This window comes from Herbaspirillum sp. NPDC101396 (assembly GCF_044767365.1).
In the GTDB taxonomy this organism is placed as follows: Bacteria; Pseudomonadota; Gammaproteobacteria; order Burkholderiales; family Burkholderiaceae_D; genus Herbaspirillum.
In genome coordinates this window covers 157533-173808 of sequence record NZ_JBIWNT010000007.1, presented here as the reverse complement: position 1 = coordinate 173808, position 16276 = coordinate 157533, and the positions used below count along the sequence as shown (strand labels likewise).

Genomic DNA, 16276 nt, shown 5'->3' with positions numbered 1-16276 from the left:
CGCAGATGGGTTTGCTCTGCAAACAAAAAGTGAAATACAAATAAAAATGCCCGCATAAGCGGGCATTTTGTATTCTGGCGGAGAGAGGGGGATTCGCCTACGTTCCGCAGGCCGCTGAATCGCTTGCAAGCGATTCCCTTCGAATCCCCCGCGTAAGCCGCGCAGGCGGCTTACTTCTCTCCGCAGATGGGTTTGCTCTGCAAACAAAAAGTGAAATACAAATAAAAATGCCCGCATAAGCGGGCATTTTGTATTCTGGCGGAGAGAGGGGGATTCGAACCCCCGATAGGCTATTAACCTATACACGCTTTCCAGGCGTGCGACTTCAACCACTCATCCATCTCTCCGGAATTTTGGCTTCGTTTTTAGCGAAGCCGCTGATTATAGCAACATTTTTTAGGGAGTGACGCGATTTTGAACCGTCGCCCATAAAATAATGGCGATGCGTTGCGGCATCGCCATTATTTCTTGTCAGATCGGCATTCCTGGTGCAGATGCGGCTTGCGGCCGGGAATACAGCGCCTTTCCGTCTGTTTCCGCTTATTTCCGGTCTCTTTTCCAGCTTATTGCGCTTCCTTGAGCTGGTCCAGGATGGCCGGGTTTTCCAGGGTGGAGATGTCCTGCGTGATGTCTTCGCCCTTGGCCAGCACGCGCAGCAGGCGGCGCATGATTTTGCCGGAGCGGGTCTTGGGCAGGTTGTCGCCGAAACGGATTTCCTTGGGTTTGGCGATCGGGCCGATTTCCTTGGCGACCCAGTCGCGCAGTTCCTTGGCGATGGCCTTGGCTTCGTCGCCGGTCGGGCGAGGGCGCTTCAGGACCACGAAGGCGCAGATCGATTCGCCGGTGGTTTCGTCCGGTTTGCCGACCACGGCGGCTTCGGCCACGATGGGGTTGGCGACCAGGGCGGATTCGATTTCCATCGTGCCCATGCGGTGGCCGGAGACGTTCAGCACGTCGTCGATGCGGCCGGTGATGGTGAAGTAGCCGGTGTCCTTGTTGCGGATCGCGCCGTCGCCGGCGAGGTAGACCTTGCCGCCGAATTCTTCAGGGAAATAGCTCTTCTTGAAACGCTCTGGGTCGTTCCAGATGGTGCGGATCATCGACGGCCACGGACGCTTGACGACCAGGATGCCGCCGGTGCCGTTGGGCAGGTCGTTGCCGGTTTCATCGACGATGGCGGCGGTGATGCCCGGCAGCGGCAGCGTGCAGGAGCCCGGCACTTGCGGCGTCGCGCCCGGCAGCGGCGAGATCATGTGGCCGCCGGTTTCGGTTTGCCAGAAGGTGTCGACGATCGGGCATTTTTCCTGGCCGATGTTCTTGTAGTACCACATCCATGCTTCCGGATTGATCGGCTCGCCGACCGAACCCAGCAGGCGCAGCGACGACAGGTCGTATTGCTTGGGATGGATTTTTTCGTCGGCTTCGGCGGCCTTGATCAGCGAGCGGATCGCGGTCGGCGCGGTGTAGAAGATGGTGGCCTTGTGGCGTTGGACCATGTCCCAGAAGCGACCGGCGTTCGGATAAGTCGGCACGCCTTCGAACACGATCTGCGTCGCGCCGACTGCCAGCGGGCCGTAGGCGATGTAGGTATGGCCGGTGATCCAGCCGATGTCGGCGGTGCACCAGTAGACGTCGTCAGGCTTGATGTCGAAGGTCCACTTCATCGTCAGCACGGCCCACAGCAGGTAGCCGCCGGACGCGTGTTGCACGCCCTTCGGTTTGCCGGTGGAGCCGGAGGTGTAGAGGATGAACAGCGGATGTTCGGCGTCGACCCATTCAGGTTCGCAGGCATCGGGCTGGTTGGCGACGACGTCGTGCAGCCACAGGTCGCGTCCTTCGACCCAGTTGATGTCGGCGCCGGCGCGCTTGTAGACGATGACGTTCTTGATCGTGTCGCAGCCGCCCATGGCGAGCGCTTCGTCGACGATGGATTTGAGCGGCAATTGCTTGCCGCCGCGCACCTGGTAGTCGGCGGTGATGACGGCCACTGCGCCGGCGTCGATCACGCGTTCCTGCAGCGATTTGGCGGAGAAGCCGCCGAACACCACCGAGTGCGTGGCGCCGATGCGGGCGCAGGCTTGCATGGCGGCGACGCCTTCGACCGACATCGGCATGTAGATGACGACGCGGTCGCCTTTCTTGACACCGAGCGACTTCAGGCCGTTGGCAAAGTGGCAGACTTTCTTGTGCAGTTCGCGATAGGTGACGCGGGTGACCTTGGCGTCGTCGGATTCGAAGATGACGGCGGTCTTGTCGGCGTTGCCGTTGTCGAGGTTGACGTCGAGGCAGTTGTACGAGACGTTGATCTTGCCGTCTTCAAACCATTTGTAGAACGGCGCGTCGGCTTCGTTCAGGGTCTTGGTGAAGGGCTTGTTCCATTGCAGGTTCTCACGCGCGAGGCGGGCCCAGAAGCCTTCGTAGTCGCGTTCTGCTTCGGCGCACAAGGCGTTATAGGCGTCCATGCCGGACACGGCGGCGTTCTTGACGAACTCTGCCGGTGGGGCGAATACACGGTTTTCCTGCTTGAAGGTTTCGATGTCTGCCACGATTTAGTCTCCTGCGATTAATGATTTTTGCTTTTTGCAAAACATAGGCGTGTTCACTTACTCAGTCCTTACACATGCTGAATTGATCGGGGCGGAAAGGGCCGCTGCGCGCGGTCCGACGTCACGTACAGAGGTCAGACCACAAGAGCGCAACGAAGTTTGCACTGCGGTATTGCCAGAGTGCATTATCGCATCTGTGGCCGTTGTCCGTAGCGCGCCAGCAGCCAAGAACATGGCAAGGGAGTGTAAAATAGCGGCCTGAATTCGCTCGCCTGAATGCATCCGTTCTCCACATGCGATGCACGCAAGCTGCCGTGAGACAAGGCTGACCGCCTTCTCACATCACTGTTTTATTCTGAGATCCGCGCCAATGAAAGACACTCGCTCCACGCCTTCCGGTAAAAAGATCGGCATCGTGCCCAATCTGATTTTCATGAGCCGGTGGTTGCAGCTGCCTTTGTACCTCGGCCTGATCCTGGCGCAGTGCGTCTACGTGTATCACTTCTGGGTCGAGCTGAGCGACCTGATCGGCGCGGCGCTGGGCAATGCAGCCTCGCTGGAACACATCCTCGACGCGGTCGCCCTCGAAGGCGCGCTGCGTCCCGACAAGCTCAATGAGCAGACCATCATGCTGGTGGTGCTGGCGCTGATCGACGTGGTGATGATTTCGAACCTGCTGATCATGGTGATCGTGGGCGGTTACGAAACCTTCGTCTCGCGCATGAACCTCGAAAGCCATCCCGACCAGCCCGAGTGGCTGTCGCACGTGAACGCTTCGGTGCTGAAGGTCAAGCTGGCCACGGCGATCATCGGCATCTCGTCGATCCATCTGCTCAAGACCTTCATCAACGCCAACCTGTACGACGTCAAGACCTTGCTGGCGCAGACCGGCATCCACATCACCTTCCTGTTGTCGGCCATGGCGATCGCGTATTGCGACCGGCTCATGAGCCATCCCGCGGTTCCAGCGGAGCCGCCGGAACCACACTGACCGAATCTTTCCGTATTTTTCATTCAACCCCCGAGAGAACCAGCCATGACCATCATCAAGCAAGACGATCTCATCGAATCCGTAGCCGCCGCGCTGCAATACATCAGCTACTACCATCCGGTGGATTACATCCAGCATCTGGCGCGCGCCTATGAGCTGGAGCAGAATCCGGCCGCCAAGGATTCCATCGCCCAGATCCTGACCAACTCGCGCATGTGCGCCGAAGGCAAGCGCCCGATCTGCCAGGACACCGGCATCGTCAACGTGTTCCTGCGCATCGGCATGGGCGTGCGCTTTGAAGGTTTCGGCAGCGGCTCCATCGCCGACGCCGTCAACGAAGGCGTGCGCCAGGGTTACAGCCATCCGGACAACGTGCTGCGCGCGTCCATCGTGGCCGACCCGCAATTCGACCGCAAGAACACCAAGGACAACACCCCGGCAGTGATCCACATGGAACTGGTGCCGGGCAACACCGTCGACGTGCGCATCGCCGCCAAGGGCGGCGGTTCCGAGAACAAGACCAAGTTCGTCATGCTGAACCCGTCCGACTCGCTGGTGGACTGGGTCCTCAAGACCGTGCCGACCATGGGCGCCGGCTGGTGTCCGCCGGGCATGCTCGGCATCGGCATCGGCGGCACTGCCGAGAAGGCCATGCTGATGGCCAAGGAAGTGCTGATGGACGACATCGACATGTACGAACTGAAGCAACGTGGTCCGCAAAACAAGACCGAAGAACTGCGCATTGAGCTGTGCGACAAGGTCAACGCGCTCGGCATCGGCGCACAAGGCCTGGGCGGCCTGACCACCGTGCTCGACGTCAAGATCGCCATGTACCCGACCCACGCCGCATCCAAGCCGGTCGCGATGATCCCGAACTGTGCGGCAACCCGTCACGGCCACTTCGTGCTGGACGGTTCCGGCCCGGCCTACATGGATCCGCCGTCGCTGTCCGAATGGCCTGAAGTGCATTGGGTGCCGGACACCGAAAAGTCGAAGAGCGTCAACCTCGACACCCTGACCAAGGAAGAAGTCGCGTCGTGGAAACCGGGCCAGACCCTGCTGCTGAACGGCAAGATGCTGACCGGCCGCGACGCCGCTCACAAGCGCATCCAGGAGATGCTGGCCAAGGGCGAGAAGCTGCCCGTCGACTTCACCAACCGCGTGATCTATTACGTCGGTCCGGTCGATCCGGTGCGCGACGAAGTGGTCGGTCCTGCCGGTCCGACAACGGCCACGCGCATGGACAAGTTCACCGACATGATGCTGGAGCAGACCGGCCTGATTTCCATGATCGGCAAATCCGAACGCGGCCCGACCGCCATCGAGGCGATCAAGAAGCACAAGTCGGCCTACCTGATGGCGGTCGGCGGTTCGGCCTACCTGGTGTCGAAGGCGATCAAGTCGGCCAAGGTGCTGGGCTTCGCCGACCTGGGCATGGAAGCGATCTACGAGTTCGACGTCAAGGACATGCCGGTCACGGTGGCGGTCGACGCCAACGGCATCTCGGTGCACAACACCGGTCCTGCCGAGTGGAAGGAAAAGATTGCGACCAACACCGCGTTGAGCAAGATCGCGGTCACGACTGCATAACAATGCAACTGCGGATGCAACAGCGGATGTCCCAACCGAAGCCACAAACGGGAGTCGCTCGCCGATGACCGCAACAGCTTCACCAGCAACACTGATGCCGATGGACGCTCACACTGATCGTGACGCGCCCATCGGCATTTTCGATTCCGGCATCGGCGGCTTGTCGGTGCTGCGTCACGTGCGCGCAGCCTTGCCGCAGGAGCACCTGCTGTACTTTGCCGACTCCGGCTATGCACCCTACGGTGACAAGGATGAGCAGCAGATCGTCGACCGCTCGCTGGCGATCGCCGGCTTCCTGATCGGGCAGGGCATCAAGGCCCTGGTGGTGGCGTGCAATACCGCGACCGCGGCGGCGATCCAGGCGATCCGCTTGCAATGGCCCGAGCTGATCGTGGTCGGCATCGAGCCCGGCCTGAAACCGGCGGCGTTGCACAGCAAGAGCGGCGTGGTTGGCGTGCTGGCCACGCGCAGCACATTGGCTAGCGCGCGCTTCATCGCCTTGCGTGAACAGATCGCCGCAGCCGGCAAGGTCCGGTTCATTTCGCAAGCCTGTGTCGGCCTGGTCGATCAGATCGAGAAGGGTGAGTTGCAATCGCCGGCCACTGCGGCGCTGGTGGATCGCTACGTCGTGCCGTTGATTGCGCAGGGCGCCGATACGCTGGTGCTGGGCTGCACGCATTATCCATTCGCACGCGAGCTGATCGAATCGGCGGCGCGACATGCCGGATGCGCCGCGCCGGTCATCATCGATACCGGCGAAGCGGTGACGCGGCAATTGAGCCGTTTGCTGGAGGCGAAGGCATTGGTGCGTTCCGGCGACGCTGCTGAAAATGGCGGAAGTCTGGTGGCCTACACCACCGCCGGTGTCAGCACCTTGTCGACGGCCTTGACCAATCTGTTGAAGATGGACGCAGAAGTGCGCCAGATCGCGGCGAGTTAGCAGTCGTCGCCCGGGGATTCCGGCAAATTTCGTTGCGGTGACTATTTCATTTGCCAGAAGCCCTACAGTTTTGTATAATCTTTTGCTTCACTGACTCAAGGCAGTAATTCAGGTCTTGGTCATGCAGTGGTGGCTGTAGCTCAGTTGGTAGAGTCCAGGATTGTGATTCCTGTTGTCGCGGGTTCGAGCCCCGTCAGCCACCCCAGTTTGAACAGCACTACAAATAAACAAGGCCCCATTCAGCAGGGCCTTTTTTATTTTCCGGACGGGTTTTACTTTGACGCCCGGTTTTCTTTTTCCTCTTCCTTTTCCTGCCTGGCCGCCATGAAGCGCGGCAAACTCACCTCGATCCAGTCCGTCAGCGTCTCGATGCGCTGCGCCGCTTCCAGACCCAACGGCGACAGCGTGTAGTCGACGTGCGGCGGCACCACGTCATACGACTTGCGGATCACCAGGCCGTCGCCTTCCAGCTCCTGCAGCGTCTGCGCCAGCATCTTTTCGCTGACGCCGCCGACCTTGCGCCGCAGGTCGCTGAAGCGATGCGTGCCGCCCAGCAGGGCAACCAGCAAGAGCACGCCCCAGCGGCTGGTGAGGTGCTTCAATACGCTGCGTGAGGGGCAATCGGCGGCAAACAGCTCGCCGCGCGCCATGCGGTCCTTCAGCGACACATGGGTAGCAAGAGGGTGGAGTGCGGGGTCTCGTGTATTCATGGCGATTATTTTACACTAACCTTTTTGTGCGTACTTACTAAAAGTTAGCGTATCCGATAAGCTGCAATTTCTTTCACTTCACCGAACAGGAAATTGTCATGATCGTCGTCACCGGAGCCACCGGCCAATTGGGCCGACTCGTCATCGCCGCATTGTTGAAAACCGTCTCTGCAGCGAACATCGTCGCCGCCGTGCGCAGCCCGGAGAAAGCATCCGACCTGGCCGCGCTCGGCGTGCAAGTGCGTCGCGCCGACTACACCGACGCCGCCAGCCTCGACGCCGCGCTGCGGGGGGCAGAAAAAGTCCTGCTGATTTCGTCCAACGAGCTCGGTGAGCGTCTGAATCAGCATCGCGCCGTCATCGACGCCGCCAAGCGCGCCAACGTCAAGCTGCTGGCCTACACCAGCGTGCTGCGCGCCGACACCTCGACCCTTGGCCTGGCAGCGGAACACAAGCAAACCGAGCAGGCCATCAAGGACAGCGGCGTCCCGGCGACCATCCTGCGCAACGGCTGGTATCACGAGAACTACACCGGCGGCCTGCAGAAGGCAGTCGCCAACGGCGCGATTGTCGGCAGCGCCGGCGATGGCCGCATCTCCTCGGCTGCACGCAGCGACTACGCCGAGGCTGCGGCTGCCGTGCTCACCGGCAGCGGCCACGCCGGCAAGATCTACGAGCTGGCCGGCGACGGCGCCTATACGCTGAGCGAGCTGGCGGCGGAAGCGGCGCGCCAGTCCGGCAAGCCGGTCGAGTATCGCGACATCCCGGAAGCCGACTACAAGGCCGCGCTGCTCGGCTTCGGCTTGCCGGAAGTGATCGCCGTCCTGCTGTCGGACTCGGATGCGGCGGCAGCGAAGGGCGCCTTGTTCGACGATGGCCGGCAGTTGTCGGCGCTGATCGGTCATCCGACTGTACCGTTGTCGGCATCGGTGGCGGCAGCGTTGGGCAAGGGCTGATTTACTTTCTTGCTCTGAAATGAAAGCGGGCCCATCGCTATGCTCAATAGCGATGGGCCCGTTCTGCTTACGTGCGCGATTACTTGTGGCGCGACGACACTTCCCATAGATTCAGATGGCCGTCCTGCGCCTGCTTGTCGATGGCGGCCAGTTCTTCTGCGCTGAAGCTCAGCTTGTCCAGCGCTGCGACGTTCTCGCGGATCTGCTTGCTGCTGCTGGCGCCGATCAGCGTGGTGGTCACGCGCGGATCGCGCAGCACCCAGGCCAGCGCCATCTGCGCCAGCGTCTGGCCGCGCGCCTTGGCGATGTCATTGAGCGCGCGCACGCGCTGCAGGTTTTCTGCGCTCAGGTGGTCGCTCTTGAGCGAGCCGCCGCCGGCGCGGTTGATGCGCGCATCGTCCGGAATGCCGTTGAGGTACTTGTCGCTCAGCAGTCCCTGCGCCAGCGCCGTGAAGGTGATGCAGCCCATGCCCTGGCGTTCCAGTTCATCGAGCAGGCCTTGCTCGATCCAGCGGTTGAACATGTTGTATGACGGCTGATGGATCAGGCAGGGCACCTTCCATTGCTTGAGCAGCTCGGCGGCTTCCTTGGTCTTCTCCGGCGAATACGACGACACGCCGACGTACAGCGCCTTGCCTTGCTGCACGGCGGTGGCCAGCGCGCCCATGGTTTCTTCCAGCGGGGTGTCCGGGTCGAAGCGATGCGAGTAGAAGATGTCGACGTAATCCAGGTTCATGCGCTTCAAGCTCTGGTCCAGGCTGGCCAGCACGTACTTGCGCGAGCCGCCGCCCTGGCCGTAAGGACCGGGCCACATGTCCCAGCCGGCCTTGGTCGAGATGATCAGTTCATCGCGGTAAGGCCGGAAATCCTGGTTGAACAGATGGCCGAAATTGGCTTCCGCGCTGCCGTACGGCGGCCCGTAATTGTTGGCCAGGTCGAAATGCGTGATGCCCAGGTCGAAGGCGGTGCGCAGCATTTCGCGCTGGGTTGCCAGCGAGGTGGTGTCGCCGAAGTTGTGCCACATGCCCAGCGACAGCAGCGGCAGTTTCAGGCCGCTGCGGCCGCACTGGCGGTATTGCATGGTTTCATAGCGGGTGTTGGATGCGTGATAGGTCATGGATGTGTCTCCTTGTTGATCGGGTTTTGCTTGCGTGTTTGCGTGTTTGCGAGTTTGCGAATTTGCGTGTGGGGGGAGGGCGCGGTCTCAGCGCTCGCGATTGCTGACGATGACCATGACTTCGGCCTGGACGCTGCCGGTGCTTCTGGTCCGGTGCGGAATCAGCGCATTGAAATAGAGGGAATCGCCGGCCTTGAGTTGCACCAGCTGGTCGGGAAATTCAACGTCGATTCGGCCCTTGTGCACGAACAGGAATTCTTCTCCCTCGTGCTCCTTGAATGCCGACGCCACGAAATCCTGCGGCGGATACATCATGAAGGGCAGCATCTCTTTGGGCGCGATGTCGGCGGCGATGCTTTCCACCGGGCGGGCGCCGTCGGCGGTCTTCGCCATGGCGGTGCGCGCCGAGGCGCGCGTGATGCTGATCAGCTGATCGCTGCCGGCGTCCGACGCCAGTTGCCCGACGTCGACCTGCAAGGCCCTGGCCAGTTTCAGCGCCACCGCGATGGACGGCATGCTGACGCCGCGTTCTATCTTGGACAGATAGCTCTTGGTGAGGCCGCTTTGATCAGCCAGCGTCTCCAGCGTCCAACCCTTTTGCTTTCTTAGCAACTTCAGTCGAATGGTCATGTCGGAATGGCGAAAATAGGTGAAGCATTGTAGCTCAGGACACTTTGTGTCATATAATCACCAGGGTGTCATATCCTTCGTCTTCGGAAAGCTCATCATGCAATGTCTCGTCATCCGCCATCTCGCCTTTGAAGACCTCGGCAACTTCGCGCCGGTGCTGACGCAGGGCGGCTTTACCGTCGACTACGTCCAGGCCGGTGTCGATGCATTGTCGCCGGCAGCCGTGGCGGCGGCCGATCTGCTGGTCGTGCTGGGCGGCCCGATCGGCGTCAATGACAGCGCCGAATATCCCTTCATCAGCGAAGAGATCGAACTGGTGCGGGCACGGCTGGAGAGCGGCAAGCCGCTGCTCGGCATCTGCCTCGGCGCGCAGATGATGGCGGCGGCGCTGGGTGCGCGCGTCTATCCCGGCACGCAGAAGGAAATCGGCTGGGGCGGCGTGACGCTGACCGGCGCGGGTCGCGCATCCAGTCTCTCCACGCTCAATGACAACGACGCCGTGCTGCACTGGCACGGCGACACCTTCGACCTGCCGGACGGCGCCGAGCTGCTGGCGTCCACCGCAGCGACGCCGCATCAGGCGTTCCGTTACGGCCGCCATGCGCTGGCGTTGCAGTTCCATGTCGAAGCCGACGCCGATTGCATCGAGGCATGGCTGATCGGTCACGCTTGCGAATTGTCTTTGGCCGGGATCAGGCCGTCGGCGATCCGCGATGACGCCAGGCGCTGCGGTGCACAGGCGCGCAGCAATGCGGAAAATATCCTGCGCGCCTGGCTGGCGGAAACCGGGCTGTGCGTGTGAAAGCCTTGCGCTGTCGCGTTAATCACCTGCTGACCGGCAAGGTCGCGGCGCTCGCGGGAACCGTTCATCTGAGCGGCATAGCCAAGCAGGTGCTGGCGGGACGCATCTGGTGCGGGGAGCAGGGATTGCACGGCGACGAGCAGGGCGACCGGCTCTTCCATGGCGGACCGGACAAGGCCTTGCATCATTATCCGCGTGAGCATTACGCGTTCTGGCGAGAGCGCATCGGCGCGCGCGACTTGTGGTCGCGTCCGGGTGCGTTCGGTGAGAACATTTCCACCGATGCCCTTGGCGAACACGAGGTCTGCATCGGTGATCGCTTCTCGCTCGGCAATGCGCTGCTGGAAGTCTCGCAGGCACGCCAGCCGTGCTGGCGGCTTAACCTGCGCTTCGCCCATGCCGGCATGTCGCGGCTGGTGCAGCAATCCGGCAAGACCGGCTGGTACTACCGCGTGCTGCAAAGCGGTTGGGTCGCTGCCGGCGATGCGCTGGTCCTGCTGGCGCGCCCGCATCCGCAGTGGCCGCTGTCGCGCATCCTCGACGTGTTGTATTGCCGACCGGTTGAGCCGGACTTGCTGCATGAATTGATCGGGATCGACAGCTTCCCGCCATCTTGGCGCGGCATGTTTGAAAAGCGGCTGTCATCCGGCCGGCTCGAAGATTGGACGAAGCGGCTAGACACGCCGTCAGCGGATGTCTCATAACGCCGGTTACGGTGAACTCTGAAATCCTGTACGTGTCTGCTCTGACAGATACTTCATTTCGGAGCGACGGCCATGGCAAAGATCCGTATCGGCATTTCCGGCTGGCGCTATGCGCCATGGCGCGGCGGTTTTTATCCTGAAGGACTGAAGCAGGCCGACGAACTGCAGTTCGCGTCGCGCGCCTTGCCCTCGATCGAACTCAACGGCTCCTTCTACGCCTTGCAGCGACCGCAGAGCTACGCCGCCTGGTACGACGCGACGCCGCCGGGCTTCGTCTTCAGCATCAAGGGCAATCGCTTCATCACCCACATCCAGCGCCTGCGCGACATCGACGGGCCGCTCGCCAATGTGTTTGCTTCCGGCGTGTTCAACCTCAAGGAAAAGCTCGGCCCCTTCCTGTGGCAGTTCCCGCCCAGCTTCCGCTACGACGCCGAACTGGTGGAGCATTTCCTGAGCCTGTTGCCGCACGATACCGAAGCAGCGCTGGAACTGGCGCAACACTGCGAGCCGCGCATGAAGGAGCGCAGCCTGCTCAAGATCGACAAGAAGCGCAAGCTGCGCCACGCCATGGAAATCCGTCACGAGAGTTTTATCGACGACGGTTTCATCGCGCTGCTGCGCAAATATAACGTCGCGCTGGTAGTGGCCGACACCGCCGGCAAGTGGCCGTATCTGGAGGACGTTACCGCCGACTTCATGTATCTGCGCCTGCACGGCGACAAGGAGTTGTACGCCAGCGGTTATACCGAACCGGCGCTGGAGCGCTGGGCGCAACGCATCGAGGCGTGGAGCAAGGGTGGGCAGCCGAAGGACGCCCATTGCGCCTCTGACAGCAAGCCGAAAGTGCGCAAGAGCAGGGATGTTTATTGCTACTTCGATAACGATATCAAGGTCAAGGCGCCGTTCGATGCGAGGCGTCTGATTGCGCGGCTGGGACTCGAAAAAGGGCTCGCCGCGCTGACAGAAAACTGACAAAGAATTCACTGCGGAAACACTCGGGAAAGTCGCTTCGGTATGTTGTAAAGATTTGTTGCGAAGCGCTGAAAAATGTCGCTTAATGACGCCTGTCCGATGTCAAAAAATAATCATTGCAACAAGACGGCGGACAAAAGTCTTGGGGGGAATCCAAGCAAAATCGCAAAATGAATTTCAGGCAATGCTCGCGGATTGCCGCTGTTTTGTGTGACGAGTCATAACAACGATTAACCACTCGGCTGGAGAATTAAATGGGATCACTTTTGATCGGCACAGGCGCGGGTTTGTTCGGCGTTGCCATGCTGTGGCTGCGCTACGGCCACAAGCTGCGAGAAGAAGCGCCGGTGTCGGACTTCCAGCGCAAGCTCAATTTCATCCGCGACGTTTGCGACGGCAACCTCAAGAAAGCCAACGCGCTGCTGACCGAAAAGATGGCGCTCGACACCACGCTGTCGTACGAGCAGGCAGTTGAACACGTCTATCTCGACATGCTCGAAATCACCAACGAAGAACGCGCCGCCGTCATGAAGCACGGTGAACGCCGCAAGACCCGCCGCGCCAAATCGCAATCTTCCGCATCCGAAACGACGACGCAATAAGGCGCTACACACCGGACATGCGGTTTTGTAATTTGCAAACTCGCTATTGATCGTTGGGCGCCGGCAGGGCTGGCGCTATAGTGGAAATCTTGTTTTCACCATCAGGAAATCCACCGGGAACATCGCGCTCAGTCTGAGCAATCGCAGTTTCCCGGACGACCGTCCATCCCAACTATGCATATCGTCATCGGCGCCGGCGTGATCGGTGCTTCCGTCGCCTATCATCTGGCGCGCGCAGGTGCGCCCGTCACCGTCATCGAGGCCGGCCGCATCGGCGGCGGCATCAGCGGCAATAGCTTTGCCTGGGTCAATTCACACAACAAGGCGCCGCGCGCCTATCACGATCTCAACGTCGCCGGCATGCGCGCGCACGCCGCTTTGCGCGAACGCTTCGGTGACGCACCGTGGTGGCACGGCGGCGGCACCGTCGAATGGGAGGGCATCGCGCCCGAGGCCTATCGCGCCAAAGTGGCGCTGCTGCAATCCTGGGGTTATGCCGCAGAGTGGCTCGATCGCGCCGCTTTGCAGGCGCTGGAACCGGACATCGATTCCGATGCCGTCGGCGATGCGCCGGTGGCGTTCTTTCCCGACGACGGCTGGGTCGATCCGGTCGTCTACAGCCATGGACTATTGACCGAGGCCAGGCGGCTTGGCGCTCACGTATTTGAACATCTTGCGGTGACGGCAATCCGTCGCCAGGGCAATCGGGTGACCGGAGTCACCACCGCCGATGGCGCGACACATGATGCCGACGTGGTCGTCAATGCCACCGGCCGCTGGGCCGATCAGGCGGCGTTGCCGATTGATTTGCGCATTCCAATGGCGCCGTCGGCGGGCCTGATGCTGTTCACGCCGCCGCTGGCGCACAGCGTGCAGCGCGTAATCTTTTCGCCGCGGGTACATATCCGTCCGGACGGAGCGGGTCGCCTGCTGATCTGCCGCAACGATCTTGAGGTGAAGGCCGACGCCGAATTTGACCGCCGCGCGCCGGAAGTGGCGGGACTGCTCGCCGCCGCACGCGAGGTGTTGCCGCTGCTGCGTGGCGTCGACGCCGAAGCTTTGCGCGTCGGCGTGCGTGCGATTCCCGCCGATCAGTTTCCCGCGGTCGGTCCGTCGCCCGACACCAGCGGCTATTACAGCGTGATCACGCACAGCGGCGTGACGCTGGCGCCTTTCCTGGGTGAAACGGCCGCCGATGAAATCCTCAACAACACCGTGCGGCCCGAGCTGGAAAGCTTCCGGCCGCAACGCTTTTTTCTCTGACGCCTTCATCCCACAAGGACACTCCATGGCAAGAATCAACCTCGTGCAGCGCGATGCGCTCGACCCGCAAGGCCGGCAATCCTACGACGACGAAATCACGCGCGTCGGCCAGGTCACCAACATGAAGGGCACCATCCTGCATTCGCTGGCGGCGCACCAGGCCTATCACGGCTCCTACCTGATCAAGGCCGAGCTGATCAAGTTGCTCGGCAAGCGCGCCTTCAACGTCTATGCGCACGCCATCTCGTCGGCGTCGGATTGCCTGCTGTGCTCGACCTTCTTCCGCAAGGCGCTGGCAGCCGAAGGCATCTCGCCGAAAGACTTCAATCCGACCGACGACGAGCAACTGCTGATCGACCTCGGCAGCCGCATCGGTGGCCGCGCCAAACAACTCGATGACGCCATCTGGGTGCGTCTGAAGCAGCGCTACGACGACACAGCCATCGTCAACCTGATCGGTTTCGGCGGCACCATGGTGGCCACCAACATCTTCAACAGCCTGCTCGAAGTCGACATGGATGACTACCTGCAAGACCCGGCGCAATAAAGAAAAGAACGGAGCAAACACATGAGCGGGCCCAAGAAAACCTATTACGGCGTCAGCGTCGGCATCCTGATGGTGAAGACGCATTTCCGCCGCTACCTTGGTGACATCGGCCACGCCGGCACCTGGAATTTCCCTGTGCAATACCGCATCGTCGAAGACGCCGTGCCGTCGAAGATGACCGACCTGCACAACGTCAGCCTGCTGGAGCCTTTCAAGAAGGCAGCGAAAGAGCTGGTTGATGCCGGCGTCGACGGCATCACCACGACCTGTGGTTTCCTGTCGATCTACCAGCAGGAGCTGGTCGACTTCTGCGGCGTGCCGGTCGCCACCAGCAGCCTGTTGCAGGTGCCGATGGTGCAGCGGATCATTCCGTCGGACAAGAAGGTCGGCATCCTTACCTACAACGGCGAGGTGCTCAACGGGAAATACCTGGAAGCAGTCGGCATCGCCGCCGACACGCCGGTGTACGGCATGCCGCAGGATTCCGAGTTCGTGCGTTCAATCCGGGAGGGCGACGACAGCGTGCCGTATGCGGTGCTGCGCCAGGAAGTGCTCGACCTGGTCGCGCGCATGCTGCGCGAAAATCCATCGATCGGCGCGATCGTGTCTGAATGCACCAACCTCGCACCGTTCACGGCTGACATCCAGCAGACCTTCGGCGTTCCGATCTACGATACGGTGTCGCTGGTGAACTGGTTCCAGGCGGGCTTGCGGCCGCGGTGTTATCCGGCGGAGTAGGGCCGCCGCCGGATTCAGTCCGGAACCGGTATCATGCCTGTCTCTGTATCGTGATTCCTTCAACCTGAAAGCGTCGCCATGATTACCGTCCTTGGAAAAGTTACGTCAATCAACGTCAGAAAAGTGCTCTGGTGCTGTACGGAACTCGGCTTGCCCTTCCAGCAGGAGAACTGGGGCGGGGATTTTCAATCGACGCAAACGCCGGAGTTTCTGGCGTTGAATCCACACGGGCTGGTTCCGGTGATTCGCGATGGCGACTTCGTGCTATGGGAATCCAATTCCATCCTGCGTTATCTGGCCAACCGGTACGGCGCCGATCCGCTGTATCCGCAGGAACCGCGGCGACGGGCGCAGGTGGACCAATGGATGGACTGGCAGGCATCGGACCTGAACAGTGCATGGCGCTACGCTTTTCTTTCGCTGGTCAGAAAGTCGCCCGCGCATCAACAGCCAACAGAACTGGCCGCCGCAGTCGCCGGCTGGAACGCGCACATGGGCAGGCTGGATCGCCATCTTGACGCGACCGGCGCGTACGTCGCCGGCCAGGATTTCACGCTGGCCGACATCCCGATCGCCTTGTCCGTCAATCGCTGGTTGTCGACGCCCATGGAGCGGCCGGACTATCCTGCCGTAGCGAGCTACTTCGAACGCCTGCGCGAGCGGCCGGGCTTTGGTGCGCATTGCGACAACGGCGCGCCCTGATTCTCACTTCACATCGGAGCAGCATGGACACCGCAGCGGAAAATTCGCCCCACCGTCTCGTCGATATCTTTTTCTATGGTCTGCATATGGATGCCGCTTCGCTGCAGACCAAAGGGATCGTCATCCGGCAGCCGCGTCTTGCCACGATTCGCGATTGCAAGATAGTCGTCCGGACGAAGGCGATCTTGTTGCGAGAAGAAGGGGCGACTGCGCACGGCATGCTGTACCAGCTCACACATGCCGAAATCGACGTCCTCTACAAGGATCAACCCGACTATCGGGCGGAAGCGTTTGCAGTCGATGACGGCGAGCGGATCGTCAGCGCCATCAGCATGGTGCACATAGCTCCGCCGCTGGATGGCGCCGTCGATCCTGCGTATGCGACAAAACTCCGCAAGGTCCTGGAAGATATCGGGCTTCCTGCAAGCCATCTCAGGGCCGACATCCAGTAGACCTTCGACATGTC

17 protein-coding genes and 2 tRNA genes are annotated in these 16276 nt (G+C 61.2%); 14 read left to right on the top strand and 5 right to left on the bottom strand.

The features are described from left to right. Positions 1 to 256: 256 nt before the first annotated feature. Together ACIROY_RS22850 and acs are read right to left on the bottom strand one after the other, a co-directional pair. Positions 257 to 347: transfer RNA gene (locus ACIROY_RS22850), tRNA-Ser, on the bottom strand. A gap of 216 nt (positions 348 to 563) precedes the next feature. Next, positions 564 to 2546 (bottom strand): acetate--CoA ligase, encoded by a 1983-nt coding sequence (gene acs, locus ACIROY_RS22845; protein ID WP_402344417.1) that lies wholly within the window; start codon positions 2544 to 2546, stop codon positions 564 to 566. A gap of 370 nt (positions 2547 to 2916) precedes the next feature. On the opposite strand from acs, the gene ACIROY_RS22840 reads away from it, so the two are divergent. The 4 genes from ACIROY_RS22840 (at position 2917) to ACIROY_RS22825 (ending at position 6272) form a co-directional block, all read left to right on the top strand. Continuing rightward, positions 2917 to 3537 carry a YqhA family protein gene (locus ACIROY_RS22840; RefSeq protein ID WP_402278466.1) on the top strand — a complete coding sequence of 207 codons (621 nt, stop codon included), beginning with the start codon at positions 2917 to 2919 and terminating at the stop codon, positions 3535 to 3537. A 45-nt stretch (positions 3538 to 3582) separates the two neighbouring features. After that, positions 3583 to 5127 (top strand): fumarate hydratase, encoded by a 1545-nt coding sequence (locus ACIROY_RS22835; protein ID WP_402278468.1) that lies wholly within the window; start codon positions 3583 to 3585, stop codon positions 5125 to 5127. A 64-nt stretch (positions 5128 to 5191) separates the two neighbouring features. Beyond that, positions 5192 to 6067, top strand: coding sequence for a glutamate racemase (gene murI, locus ACIROY_RS22830; protein WP_402344414.1), 876 nt, complete (start codon positions 5192 to 5194; stop codon positions 6065 to 6067). A 129-nt stretch (positions 6068 to 6196) separates the two neighbouring features. Further along, positions 6197 to 6272, top strand: a tRNA-His gene (locus ACIROY_RS22825). 67 nt (positions 6273 to 6339) lie between these two features. Here the strand turns inward: ACIROY_RS22825 and ACIROY_RS22820 are convergent. Further along, on the bottom strand, positions 6340 to 6777 hold the full coding sequence (locus ACIROY_RS22820; protein ID WP_402278472.1) for a winged helix-turn-helix transcriptional regulator: 438 nt from the start codon (positions 6775 to 6777) through the stop codon (positions 6340 to 6342). 98 nt (positions 6778 to 6875) lie between these two features. On the opposite strand from ACIROY_RS22820, the gene ACIROY_RS22815 reads away from it, so the two are divergent. Further along, positions 6876 to 7733, top strand: a complete 858-nt coding sequence (locus ACIROY_RS22815; protein WP_402344411.1) for an SDR family oxidoreductase — start codon at positions 6876 to 6878, stop codon at positions 7731 to 7733. A 79-nt stretch (positions 7734 to 7812) separates the two neighbouring features. Here the strand turns inward: ACIROY_RS22815 and mgrA are convergent, their stop codons facing one another. Together mgrA and ACIROY_RS22805 are read right to left on the bottom strand one after the other, a co-directional pair. After that, the gene (gene mgrA / locus ACIROY_RS22810) at positions 7813 to 8850 is read right to left on the bottom strand and encodes an L-glyceraldehyde 3-phosphate reductase (RefSeq protein ID WP_402278475.1); all 1038 of its coding nucleotides are present in this window, start codon (positions 8848 to 8850) and stop codon (positions 7813 to 7815) included. A gap of 87 nt (positions 8851 to 8937) precedes the next feature. Next, positions 8938 to 9480: a helix-turn-helix domain-containing protein gene (locus ACIROY_RS22805; protein WP_402344408.1), complete on the bottom strand. Its 543-nt coding sequence runs from the start codon at positions 9478 to 9480 to the stop codon at positions 8938 to 8940. Positions 9481 to 9574: 94 nt separating this feature from the next. Here ACIROY_RS22805 and ACIROY_RS22800 point away from each other — a divergent pair, with 94 nt between their 5' ends. The 9 genes from ACIROY_RS22800 to ACIROY_RS22760 all read left to right on the top strand — a co-directional run bounded on the left by ACIROY_RS22800 (position 9575) and on the right by ACIROY_RS22760 (position 16262). Beyond that, the gene (locus ACIROY_RS22800; RefSeq protein ID WP_402344531.1) at positions 9575 to 10282 is read left to right on the top strand and encodes a glutamine amidotransferase; all 708 of its coding nucleotides are present in this window, start codon (positions 9575 to 9577) and stop codon (positions 10280 to 10282) included. Then, positions 10279 to 10986, top strand: a complete 708-nt coding sequence (locus ACIROY_RS22795) for an MOSC domain-containing protein (RefSeq protein ID WP_402344405.1) — start codon at positions 10279 to 10281, stop codon at positions 10984 to 10986. Before ACIROY_RS22800 ends, ACIROY_RS22795 begins: the two co-directional genes overlap by 4 nt. 72 nt (positions 10987 to 11058) lie before the next feature. Beyond that, entirely contained in the window at positions 11059 to 11958 is a 900-nt protein-coding gene (locus ACIROY_RS22790) for a DUF72 domain-containing protein (RefSeq protein WP_402344402.1), read from the top strand. A 254-nt stretch (positions 11959 to 12212) separates the two neighbouring features. After that, on the top strand, positions 12213 to 12560 hold the full coding sequence (locus tag ACIROY_RS22785) for a hypothetical protein (RefSeq protein WP_402278485.1): 348 nt from the start codon (positions 12213 to 12215) through the stop codon (positions 12558 to 12560). A 174-nt stretch (positions 12561 to 12734) separates the two neighbouring features. Then, the gene (locus ACIROY_RS22780) at positions 12735 to 13823 is read left to right on the top strand and encodes an NAD(P)/FAD-dependent oxidoreductase (protein ID WP_402344399.1); all 1089 of its coding nucleotides are present in this window, start codon (positions 12735 to 12737) and stop codon (positions 13821 to 13823) included. Positions 13824 to 13848: 25 nt separating this feature from the next. After that, the gene (locus ACIROY_RS22775) at positions 13849 to 14370 is read left to right on the top strand and encodes a hypothetical protein (RefSeq protein ID WP_402278489.1); all 522 of its coding nucleotides are present in this window, start codon (positions 13849 to 13851) and stop codon (positions 14368 to 14370) included. Positions 14371 to 14391: 21 nt separating this feature from the next. Then, entirely contained in the window at positions 14392 to 15108 is a 717-nt protein-coding gene (locus tag ACIROY_RS22770) for an aspartate/glutamate racemase family protein (protein WP_402344396.1), read from the top strand. 78 nt (positions 15109 to 15186) lie between these two features. Beyond that, a complete protein-coding gene (locus tag ACIROY_RS22765; protein WP_402278493.1) occupies positions 15187 to 15810 on the top strand; it encodes a glutathione S-transferase family protein in 624 nt (207 codons plus the stop codon). A 23-nt stretch (positions 15811 to 15833) separates the two neighbouring features. Further along, positions 15834 to 16262: a hypothetical protein gene (locus tag ACIROY_RS22760; protein ID WP_402344393.1), complete on the top strand. Its 429-nt coding sequence runs from the start codon at positions 15834 to 15836 to the stop codon at positions 16260 to 16262. The last annotated feature ends 14 nt before the right edge of the window (positions 16263 to 16276 follow it).

Bases quoted from the DNA above. Each gene is read 5' to 3' on its own strand.
- murI (WP_402344414.1), top strand. From the start codon at position 5,192: ATGACCGCAACAGCTTCACCAGCAACACTGATGCCGATGGACGCTCAC.
- ACIROY_RS22815 (WP_402344411.1), top strand. From the start codon at position 6,876: ATGATCGTCGTCACCGGAGCCACCGGCCAATTGGGCCGACTCGTCATC.
- ACIROY_RS22840 (WP_402278466.1), top strand. From the start codon at position 2,917: ATGAAAGACACTCGCTCCACGCCTTCCGGTAAAAAGATCGGCATCGTG.
- ACIROY_RS22835 (WP_402278468.1), top strand. From the start codon at position 3,583: ATGACCATCATCAAGCAAGACGATCTCATCGAATCCGTAGCCGCCGCG.
- ACIROY_RS22780 (WP_402344399.1), top strand. From the start codon at position 12,735: ATGCATATCGTCATCGGCGCCGGCGTGATCGGTGCTTCCGTCGCCTAT.
- ACIROY_RS22820 (WP_402278472.1), bottom strand. From the start codon at position 6,777: ATGAATACACGAGACCCCGCACTCCACCCTCTTGCTACCCATGTGTCG.
- ACIROY_RS22765 (WP_402278493.1), top strand. From the start codon at position 15,187: ATGATTACCGTCCTTGGAAAAGTTACGTCAATCAACGTCAGAAAAGTG.
- ACIROY_RS22790 (WP_402344402.1), top strand. From the start codon at position 11,059: ATGGCAAAGATCCGTATCGGCATTTCCGGCTGGCGCTATGCGCCATGG.
- ACIROY_RS22785 (WP_402278485.1), top strand. From the start codon at position 12,213: ATGGGATCACTTTTGATCGGCACAGGCGCGGGTTTGTTCGGCGTTGCC.
- ACIROY_RS22805 (WP_402344408.1), bottom strand. From the start codon at position 9,480: ATGACCATTCGACTGAAGTTGCTAAGAAAGCAAAAGGGTTGGACGCTG.
- mgrA (WP_402278475.1), bottom strand. From the start codon at position 8,850: ATGACCTATCACGCATCCAACACCCGCTATGAAACCATGCAATACCGC.
- ACIROY_RS22775 (WP_402278489.1), top strand. From the start codon at position 13,849: ATGGCAAGAATCAACCTCGTGCAGCGCGATGCGCTCGACCCGCAAGGC.
- ACIROY_RS22760 (WP_402344393.1), top strand. From the start codon at position 15,834: ATGGACACCGCAGCGGAAAATTCGCCCCACCGTCTCGTCGATATCTTT.
- ACIROY_RS22770 (WP_402344396.1), top strand. From the start codon at position 14,392: ATGAGCGGGCCCAAGAAAACCTATTACGGCGTCAGCGTCGGCATCCTG.